This window comes from Roseofilum sp. (assembly GCF_982964205.1).
Genome location: NZ_CEZBFX010000025.1, coordinates 38,642 through 48,755 on the forward strand (window position 1 = coordinate 38,642; position 10,114 = coordinate 48,755).

8 protein-coding genes and 2 tRNA genes are annotated in these 10,114 nt (G+C 44.5%); all 10 read left to right on the top strand.

What is annotated here, in order from left to right:
- Positions 1-43 precede the first annotated feature (43 nt).
- The 10 genes from AC3A14_RS08985 to AC3A14_RS09030 all read left to right on the top strand — a co-directional run bounded on the left by AC3A14_RS08985 (position 44) and on the right by AC3A14_RS09030 (position 9,790).
- Positions 44-1,033 carry a FecCD family ABC transporter permease gene (locus AC3A14_RS08985; RefSeq protein WP_413039089.1) on the top strand — a complete coding sequence of 330 codons (990 nt, stop codon included), beginning with the start codon at positions 44-46 and terminating at the stop codon, positions 1,031-1,033.
- 84 nt (positions 1,034-1,117) lie between these two features.
- Positions 1,118-2,311 carry a hemolysin family protein gene (locus AC3A14_RS08990; RefSeq protein WP_318735890.1) on the top strand — a complete coding sequence of 398 codons (1,194 nt, stop codon included), beginning with the start codon at positions 1,118-1,120 and terminating at the stop codon, positions 2,309-2,311.
- A 79-nt stretch (positions 2,312-2,390) separates the two neighbouring features.
- Positions 2,391-2,472, top strand: a tRNA-Tyr gene (locus AC3A14_RS08995).
- A 51-nt stretch (positions 2,473-2,523) separates the two neighbouring features.
- A tRNA-Thr gene (locus AC3A14_RS09000) sits at positions 2,524-2,595 on the top strand.
- A 212-nt stretch (positions 2,596-2,807) separates the two neighbouring features.
- The gene (locus AC3A14_RS09005) at positions 2,808-3,863 is read left to right on the top strand and encodes a tyrosine-type recombinase/integrase (protein WP_318735970.1); all 1,056 of its coding nucleotides are present in this window, start codon (positions 2,808-2,810) and stop codon (positions 3,861-3,863) included.
- Between the two features lie 265 nt (positions 3,864-4,128).
- Positions 4,129-4,320 (top strand): hypothetical protein, encoded by a 192-nt coding sequence (locus tag AC3A14_RS09010; RefSeq protein WP_318735967.1) that lies wholly within the window; start codon positions 4,129-4,131, stop codon positions 4,318-4,320.
- A 101-nt stretch (positions 4,321-4,421) separates the two neighbouring features.
- Positions 4,422-7,097, top strand: a complete 2,676-nt coding sequence (locus AC3A14_RS09015; RefSeq protein ID WP_318735965.1) for a virulence-associated E family protein — start codon at positions 4,422-4,424, stop codon at positions 7,095-7,097.
- A 379-nt stretch (positions 7,098-7,476) separates the two neighbouring features.
- Complete coding sequence (locus tag AC3A14_RS09020; protein ID WP_318735962.1) at positions 7,477-7,830, top strand: hypothetical protein; 354 nt, start codon at positions 7,477-7,479, stop codon at positions 7,828-7,830.
- Positions 7,831-8,112: 282 nt separating this feature from the next.
- Positions 8,113-8,694 carry a hypothetical protein gene (locus tag AC3A14_RS09025; protein ID WP_318735959.1) on the top strand — a complete coding sequence of 194 codons (582 nt, stop codon included), beginning with the start codon at positions 8,113-8,115 and terminating at the stop codon, positions 8,692-8,694.
- Positions 8,695-9,241: 547 nt separating this feature from the next.
- Positions 9,242-9,790, top strand: coding sequence for a tyrosine-type recombinase/integrase (locus tag AC3A14_RS09030; protein ID WP_318736057.1), 549 nt, complete (start codon positions 9,242-9,244; stop codon positions 9,788-9,790).
- Positions 9,791-10,114: the final 324 nt, after the last annotated feature.

Consider the following 10,114-nt stretch of genomic DNA (forward strand, 5'->3'; position numbering starts at 1 on the left):
CATCAATTGTTCAATTGTAATATTACTCATTCTTGATTAAGTCTTGACGCTCGTGACTCCTATTCGTGTCTTCTCCATTCTCCTGCCGATCGCCGTTGGCTTAGGCTTAACCTTAGCTCTGTCCCTCTCATTTGGGGCTGTTTCCCTGACTCAAACCGAACTCTGGGAAGCCCTCTGGCATCAGGGAGATACAGTGAATCAAACCATTATTTGGCAGTTGCGACTGCCCAGAGTCGTCGCTGCTGTTTGTGTGGGATCGGCTTTGGGAACCTCTGGCGCTTTATTGCAAGGCATGTTACGCAATCCCTTAGCTACCCCTTTTTTACTCGGTATTTCTGCCGGTGCGGGTTTAGTCTCCGTTGCTATGGTGACGTTGGGGGTTGCTCAAAGTTGGATACCCTTGGGAGCTTGGTTAGGTGCAGTTTTAACCACAACCCTCGTTTATGGGTTGGCTCGCAGTGTGAATGGCATCTCTGTAGAGCGCTTAATTTTAGGGGGTGTGGCGGTCTCTTCCCTATTTGGGGCAGTGCAGACCACATTGCTGTTATTATCCGCAGATAGCCGCATTCAGCAGGCGCTCAATTGGTTGGTAGGCAGCTTGAATGGTCGGGGATGGGCAGAGGTACAAGTGGCGGCTCCCTATTTAATTTTGGCGTTGATAGGTGCTATTCTCTTAGCCCGATCGCTCAATGTCCTGAATTTAGGCGATGATTTAGCGGTAGGATTAGGCGTATCCTTGGGGCGATCGCGTCTGCTCATCGGCTCTATTGCCACCCTACTGGCTGCTGGAGCCGTCAGTATTGCCGGATTAATCGGTTTTGTCGGTCTCATTGTTCCCCATGGTATTCGCTTACTGATCGGTGGTAATGATTACCGTTGGATTATTCCCCTCTCTGCCCTTGGAGGCGCTTGGGTGCTAACCTTAGCAGACTTACTCTCCCGATTAGGCGCTGTAGAATTACCCGTTGGTGCAGTCACGGCTCTTCTGGGTTCCCCCCTGTTTGTCTGGTTACTCTATCGGCGATCGATGTAGTACTGAAAAACTTTGCCGAAATCCCCCTTGAATAGCATCATGAATCATCCATAATTAAGTATTGCTTTCTTATCCAACATTCTGGTGATTCCCCACCCTCTTACTTCCCATCTGCTGGCAGCGGCTGAAAGTGGTCCTTTGCTTGGCTCCATCTGGCTAGATGCAACAGTCTTAATGGTCATGTTAGTCCTCTCAGCCTGCTTCTCTGGCTCAGAAACGGCCATTACTGCCCTCGATAACTTCAAACTTCGTGCCCTAATTAAGGAACAGGGAGACCCTCAAGGGATTTTTCGCCTGGTTCTAGAGCAACGGACTCGGTTTATTACTACTCTCCTCGTTGGCAATAACCTGATTAATAATTTTTCCGCTGTCCTCACCAGTAACCTCTTTGCCCTCTGGTTAGGCAATGCGGGGTTAGGGGTGGCAACCGCAGTCATTACGTTTCTGGTGTTGATTTTTGGCGAAATCACGCCGAAGTCCCTGGCGATCAATAATGTGTTGGCCTTTTTTAAGGCGGTGGTGCGACCGATTTATTGGCTATCTCGGGCATTATCGGCGATCGGTATTATTGATTTTCTGGAATGGATTGCCCAAAGTGCGATTCGCTTTTTCCAGGGCAACACTACCCAGGATGATGCTTCCCTGCAAGATTTGCAATTGATGATTGAGATTTTGGGCGGTAAAGGAAAACTGGATTTCTATAAGCATGAGTTGCTCAATAAAGCCCTGATGCTCGATGAATTGACCGCGAAAGATGTGGTTAAACCCCGCATTGATATGCGTACCATTTCCCATGAAGCCACGTTGCAAGAGTTGGTGAATCTCTGTTTAGAAACTGGATTTTCCCGAATTCCCGTTCAGGAAGAGTCAAAAGATCAAATCCTCGGTGTCGTTCACCTCAAACGCGCCCTCCAAACCCTGAAAAATCTCCCCCCAGGAGAGCGTAATTTAGCCCCAGTGACAGCCGGAATGGATTCACCTGTCTATGTGCCGGAGGTGAAAGGGGTGAGCGATCTGTTGAAGGAAATGCTCCAAAGTCGGATTCATTTGGCGATCGTTGTGGATGAGTATGGGGGCACCGTAGGACTGGTCACTCTCGAAGATGTCTTAGAAGAGTTAGTGGGTGAAATTTATGATGAAAGTGACTTTCCCCATCGTCCCCCCCGTCCCGGACGCACGGCAAAATCCCCCAAAGACCGCCGATGGATTCCGGGCTTACCGGGAAGGGCGCGATCGCCCCGCTCATCAGCATCTCATGAGAGTTTCCCAGATCGATAAACCTCCATCTCAAAAAAAATCCCCAGGGGGTTGTGTTTTTACTAAACCTTATGCTAAATTAAGGAGTCAGTGAGCGAAAGGGTCGATGCCCGAGTGGTTAATGGGGGCGGACTGTAAATCCGCTGGCTATGCCTACGCTGGTTCAAATCCAGCTCGGCCCATCACCGTCTCTTCTAACACGCAGTTAGAATTGAAAGTTTAGCTAATGAATTGCCCGTGTAGCTCAGTGGTAGAGCACACCCTTGGTAAGGGTGAGGTCACGAGTTCAATCCTCGTCACGGGCTTCTTAGTCTGTAAGGGTTCTATCGATTGGGGTAACTCCCTAGATGACTCATTGTGTGTTTGTGGACAAAATATAGCCACAAAATGCACCATGAAAAAGAGACTGCCAAAAATCAAGCCAGAAAATCGTAATGGGTACATACGCCTAAGATGGTGCTATCTAGGTAAACGATACACTCTATCAGGATTGGGTAGGTATGATGACCCATTGGATATGAGTATCACCCAAAGTGTAATCGGTCAGATTAAACGGGATATCCAGTTAGGAACGTTTGACCCATCACTGAGAAGGTATACCCAAAATCATAGACAGAATGAAGAGGCCATAGATGCCTTCATAGAGGAGTCTAATCGTTGGGGTCTAGATGACGTTTGGGGGTTTTACAAGGAAGTAAATCAGGTGTATACCCCACTCACCACACAAAAGAACCATTGGGTAGCAGTGGATAACGCTATCAAGAAATTATCACCAGAGCAGTTAGACCCAAAGCAATCAGATACCGTTGTAGGGGTGTTAATGGGGCATTACTCTGTCGGCACACTTCACAGAGTATTACCCACCATTTCAGCAGCATCAACCCTTGCATTCAGAAATGGGAAGATATCTAAGAATTATTGGAGAAGGTTAAAAGCACAATTACCAAAGGGTAAAAAGGAAAGTAAACGAACACAGAAGGCTTACTCAGTAGATGAAGTTACAGCCATTCTAGAAGCGTTCAAAAGAGATAGGTATTGCCCCAATAAAAACGCCTACTCCCATAGCTACTATTATCGGTTTGTGGAATTTCTGGTGTTGACCGGTTGCCGTCCTGGTGAGGCGATAGCGCTAACTTGGGGTGATATTGAAGGGGAAAAAATACGCTTCAATAAGTCCTATTCGCTAGGGGTATTGAAGAGTACAAAAAATGGAAAAACGCGATACTTTCCAATCAATGAGCAATTAAAGGAATGTCTTGCCATGCAGCACAGGAATCCTAGGAGTTACAATTCTTTGAATCTGGTATTTCCATCCTTCAAAAGCGGCTACATTAACCTTTACAACTTCACCACAAAAGTATTTAATCGAATAGTCAATGGGTTATTTAATGATGGGATAATCAGACAGAAACTCCCTACTTATAACTTGAGGAATACATCGGCATCCCTTTATTTAAGAAAGGGAATAGATAGGGCTACTATTGCAAAGTTATTTGAAACGTCTGGGGAGATGTTAGATAAACATTACTTTTCACCTGATGAGGATGTTGAGTTGCCAGGGATAAATAGCTGATTAACGTCTTAAAGGAATTTTACCCTAAATATTTAGGGTAAATTGCTGTGATACTTGCACCTACTGAACAGTAGATACTTATCTATCATCACTATTTTAATTATAAGAAGAAAGTATAACAGCGCTTGACCTTTCCTACCATGCTACTGTACGGTAGAGAGAAAATAGATAGCACAAGATGAAGCGCAAGAGCAACACAACCGGATTGAAGCCCGTTCACAGCACATGGAAATCATGTAAGGAGACTAAACCGGTAAGGATACCAGTGACGCTAATAGATGACGTTTTAGCTTACGCTAGAGCGCTAGACTGTGGGGATTTACAACCGTATAACCGTCCCACTGAGTTAGATAAAGTCATTGAAATATTAAATGACGCTCTATCATTAAAAGCAAACTCAGGAGGCAAGATTAAAGCCAAAATAAAGGAAGCGTTAGAGGTGATTGAAAGACTTTAAGTAGAGAGCGTTAATGTAAAATGATTGAATGTGGGGTAACCACAAAAAAAGAAATGACCGGAGGTTACCCCTGCCGGTCATCCAAAAAATTCAAATATCTAATGAACAATAGTATTACAGATACCGCCGTGTCCGCAACGGGTAGTCCTTCTAATACTACCAGTATACCACAAAATGAGAACCACTCTCACGTTTCGCCAGAGGACTGGTTTGCTCAACAGATGGCAAAATCGGGAATCACCAACCCAACCCTGTTAGAGCAGTTCAAACGCCATGAATCTGGGTTTACCGTTACTGGCATAGGCGCTGATGGGAAACCAAACAGGAAGTCTTGGCAACTGCGGCTAAAGAATCCTGGAAAGGGCGCTAAGTACAAGTGCAGGAAGAAAGGAGAGGGAGAGGACTGTAGTTATGATGCTCTCCTGTTTCAGGGAAAGTTAAATGATTTTCCACTGGTAGCCCAAAAAAATCAACAACACTTGGCTACGGTCAAACCCAACAAAGAATTATGGGTGTTGTTAACCGCTTTTGATGACCTCCCTATCGTCATCACAGAAGGGGCAAAAAAGGCAGCGCGTGGACTTGAGAGCGGTCATATAACTCTGTCCATTCCAGGTTGCACAATGGGACTCAAGCCGGAGTCAACTGAGCTGGTAGATACCCTGGGAACCTTTTGTGGGAAGGATAGACCTGTAACCCTAATCCCTGACTCTGACTTTAGGGCAAACCCGGACGTTTACCGAGCGTGGCGTAAACTGGCGAAAGTATTAGAAGATAGGGGGTGTAAAGTACGGGTCGGGACGTGGGAAGCAACCGACATCCTTACCCGTGAGAATCTGACAATCAAGGACGTTAAAGGGATGGATGATTTTATCGTCAACGGTGGCGACTTTGATAAGGTGATTGAACTGGCGATGACGATAGCTCAATGGGAGAAGCAATTCCCAGAGCCAAAAGCCAAAGGAAAAACCGATCAAAAGAGGGGAAGCGGTAGCGCTAAACTCTCCCCCATTGAGAAAGCAGAATTAGCTATTGATGGGTTAGGGGTTCAGCTTAGGTTTAACGAACTGTCTAAAGAGATTGAAGCATCCCCTGGAGAAGGCGTTGATGGTGACGCGCTATGGGTGCGTGGCTGTGCTGACAACGACCTGTACACCTCCGTTGATACGTTCTATCGCGTCCTGGGTATCTCTGCTAAGAAGGACAGCTATCACCCCATACAGGAGTATCTCAAGGGATGTCATGAGAAGTATGGGAACGATTTATCGGTGCTAGACGGGCTTGCCAAGCGCTATCTAGGCACAAGGGAGTCATTGCATGAAACCTTCCTTGTTAAGTGGCTTATAGGCGCTGTAGCAAGGGCTATGACACCAGGATGCAAGATGGATACAGCGCTAGTCCTCCATGGTTCCCAAGGTATCGGGAAATCAACATTTTTTAGCGTCCTTGCGGGTGACTGGTTCACCGATTCTCTAGATAAGCTAGACAGTAGCAACAAGGATGAGTTATTGAAGGCTCACCAATCATGGGTTATTGAGCTGGCAGAGATTGAAAACGCTTTCAGCAAGACGGCTATCAGCAAGATAAAGCAGTCCATGTCAGCAACTACTGACCAAATCAGACCCCCCTATGGACGCAAGACAGAGAAGTGTAAGCGCGGGTTTGTCGTCTGTGGCACAACCAACCAGACACAGTTTCTTAATGACCCCACAGGCTCTAGACGGTTCTGGGTTATCTCCTGTAACGGACGGGTCAATCGTGAGTTACTCACTCAAGAACGGGACAAGATATGGGGCGCTGCATACGCTCTATGGGCTAGGGGTGAAAAGTGGTATCTATCAGAGCTTGAAGAGGAAGCGTTAGCCATCAATAATGAGGGTTATGAGTCCCAAGACCCATGGGTAGAGTTTCTCAGGGATGCACTCATTGAAAAGGGAGAGCAGGCGACTACGGTTAGGGATTGCTTTGAACATTTAGGTATGGATGAGCCTAAGACTTACAACTCAAGGGAGGCAAGACGGATTAAAGATTGTCTGACCCACTTGGGCTATCAACCGAGCAAATTTTACCAGAATGGGAAGCAGGTCAGAGGATGGGTTGTTGAGTCATTGGATAAACTCAATCAAAACTTTGGGAATTCACTGTCTCAATTGTCTCAAAACCCTGAAACCCTTTCGACACAAGGAATTGACAACGAGACAATACAGGAAAATTTATTGTCTCATACTGTCTCAATTGTCTCATCTGATGATGTCAAACAAGGCAAACAAGGCAAACAAGACAATCAAGACAATAACAAGACAATGCAAGACAGTGAATTGTCTTGTCCTCAAACCCAGTCAGGACAAGGGATACGGAATGACAAGACAGTTGAGACAGTAAAATCCCAAAACCCAAATCAGGACGACTTGCCGTTCTCTAGGGGGGATAACGTTTGGGTCACTACTGCCAACGGCAAACGGGAGGGAATCATTACCAACCCCCCTGATAAATATGGGGAGTGGGAAGTAGAGTTCAAGTCCAGTAAAGAAAAATGGATATCCTACCGATTCCCGTTAGAAGAGTTATCGCCTAGAGAAAAGTCTGATAGCTACTCTGTAGGCGATAACGTTTGGGTTGAAGATACTCATGGTGCCTCTATGGAGGGGGTTATCACTCACCCACAGAACAAGGACGGTAAATGGGGATTAAAAGTCAACGTTGGAACGAGTAGAGAAGAGTGCTGGAACGACACTTACTACTACTCCCCTGATAAGCTGACCCCCAGGGAAGAATAAAATCATTACTCCCCTTGGCAATCATCCTCACATGGCTATCGTCATAGGTAGCCATAATTTTCTTTTGTCAAGCCATGACAACTCCCACTTTATTTTCACTCTGTCCTATCAGTCTCCTATAGGGTTGTGATAGGACAGCCTTTCCCCTGAATGTCTATTTGCCGGTAATGTGCAATCCATATCCTCTTTGCAGATTGATAGGGTGCAATAAATCTACTGTGCAGTAGTAGTCTGCAATGAATCTATGACGCAAACTATCTGTATAAGTGGAGGGGTGCAATACTACCGTACAGCAGTAATATGCAATGAACTGGACTCCTTATGTAATATGCAATGTATTATCTAACGACTGAAACCCTTGCCCTGTAAGGATTCCTTTGTGGAAGCAGATGACGATAAGATTCAGATTTACACCTACATCAACGAGTCAGATTATCCAGGGGCGAATCGTTTCAACGTAGGGGATAAGGTTCAGCTTAACTATGAGGAGTTTGCAGAAAGCCCTTATATTCATACAGTTGAATTCGTTCAGTTTTGTTTGTTTGCCAATCGATTTCGTCGCCCTGCTAATCGATGGGAGTATTGGGTTAGATTTGACCCTAATTTCTCGCACCCTGACCCAAGAGTTCAAGCGTGGATTGATGATAAGGAAGGTGTTTCTTTCTTCCTAGAAAACCACCTTGTCTCTGCGGAACTTAATACTACTGTACACTTGTATAGCAACGCCTTTTAAAGATTTATAAGACATCCAATAAATCGCCAGTCCCCATTGAGTAAAATGTGCTTGATGGGGATTCTTTAATTCGGAAATAACCACCCTTTCTCTTATTCCCTCTACTACTAACTTTTACCCTAAAATTTTAGGGTAAAAGTGACCATCACACATCTACATTTTCTTCCTGCTAAAATATTAGGAGAAAACAGAATAAACCGGAAGAGGACATCCTTCCCCTCTAAATAGTGACACTGATTGTATGCATAATTAATGTAACCCCTAATAACGGTGACACTGATTATGCGTACACAGAAAGATGGTTTACACTCTCAAGCATCAAGAAAAGAGGGGGCTAATCGGAACCGAACAACGTTAACGCTATCTGACCAGACGAAAGCGCTACTAGAGAAAATTGGCTATGGCTCTATGTCTGATGGGGTTTACATTTCATCCCAGATTGTTGCCGAACTTTTGAAGCGCAAAATCATTACCGTTGACTTTGATGATGGGGGGATTGTTTACCGGCTAGAGGGTGACAAGAAAATCATTTCATCCCCCCGATCGGGACGTGATGAAGCCAAGAAAAGTCACCGGGCTAAGGTTGATGAGATACTCACCCCCAGACCAAAAACCAACCCTTACGCGGGTAAAGTGCTGAACAAGGAACAGTTAATGAGAACCGGTCACTTTACCCATAAGATGATGAGGGCAATTCTACCGGGTCATAGGGTGACGGATAGATTTGGTTATTGGTGGGAGAGAGTAGATAACCCAGATAGTCCAGAGAGTTTACAACGTGGGTTGAGAAGTGATAGGGGGCGTTTAATGGCAACGTATGTGGGGTTAGAAAATGAAGGGGATAGTTGTATGAGATATTTGTAGCCCATTAACCGAGTAAGTGTGATGACTTACTCGGTTTTTTAATTATCTGAGCATGTAGACTATAGCAGTTAATATCACCACACAAGGTATTAGCACGTTAAACACATCAATGGTGTCACGTGCTTTGAGCCAATCTCTCAACCATCTAAGGTGTTTTTGTAGTTTATTCATTAGATAACTCGCAATATCCGTTATTAACACTTATTCAACCTTATAGGAATAGCTGCATTAAATGCTGTAGGTAAAGATGATTAGCTAACCAACAGAGTAGGTCATTGTGCCCACTCTCTTTTTTTGGCTCAAAAGTTGAACAACTCATCAACCATTGCCCGTCCATGGACACACAGTGGACACAATCGACTAAAGATGAGATAGAGTGTGTATATCCATGAACAAACGATGATTCACCATTTAACCCTTGGTAAGGGTGAGGTCACGAGTTCAATCCTCGTCACGGGCTTCTTTTGAAACAAGTATCCCAACATCTCTAGTGTGTCTACAAAGTGACGTTGCCTCGTCTGTAGGGCAATAATAAGGCAACTTCTCAATGTCAGACAAAAATAGAATACCGAAAATTCACCCAGAGAATCAAAGTAGTGAGGTATTACCCTGTCATATTGACAGGGTAATACCTCGATTGCTTGATTACTACTCCGTAGCGACACTCAAAAGAGTAGTAGCGTCTTTAGTAGCAGCATCTAATTTTGCGTTTTTCCATGGGAGGATTGATGAATCCTATTGGAGTAGACTGAAGCAACAAATACCGAAAGAGAAAAAAGAATCTAAACGCACTAAACAAGCGTACTCAGGGACAGAAATAGAAGCGATATTAGATGCCTTTGAATGCGATAAATATAAACCGTTATCCTCTCAGTACCCACACAGCCATTATCATTATTTTGTAGAATTCCTGATTCTAACAGGATGCCGTCCTGGTGAGGCTTGTGCCTTGACGTGGGATGATATTCAGGATGGGAAAATTAGATTCAATAAATCGTATTCACTAGGTATTTTGAAATCCACAAAAAATGGGAAAAGACGATACTTTCCGATTAATGAACGACTGCGAAAATGTCTGGACAATCAGAATATCTGAAAACTCATTTAACCTCGTCTTCCCTTCTCATTTTTCCCAGTATATTAATCTCGGTAACTTCACCACTAGATTCTTCAATTGTGTTATCGATGGATTGTACCTAGATGGATTAATTAAGCAGAGACTACCGACCTACAATCTACGGAATACTATAGTAGTGCGTCGTTTTACAGCAGGAAAGGTGTAGATAGAGCTACTTTAGCGTATTTAATGGAAACGTCAGGAGAAGTAATATCTCTCAGTACAGGACAAAAGTGGTAAAGGGAGATAGGAAGAGGGTTTGAGGGAAATCACCACAACATCCAACAACCCTCATGGAACAGA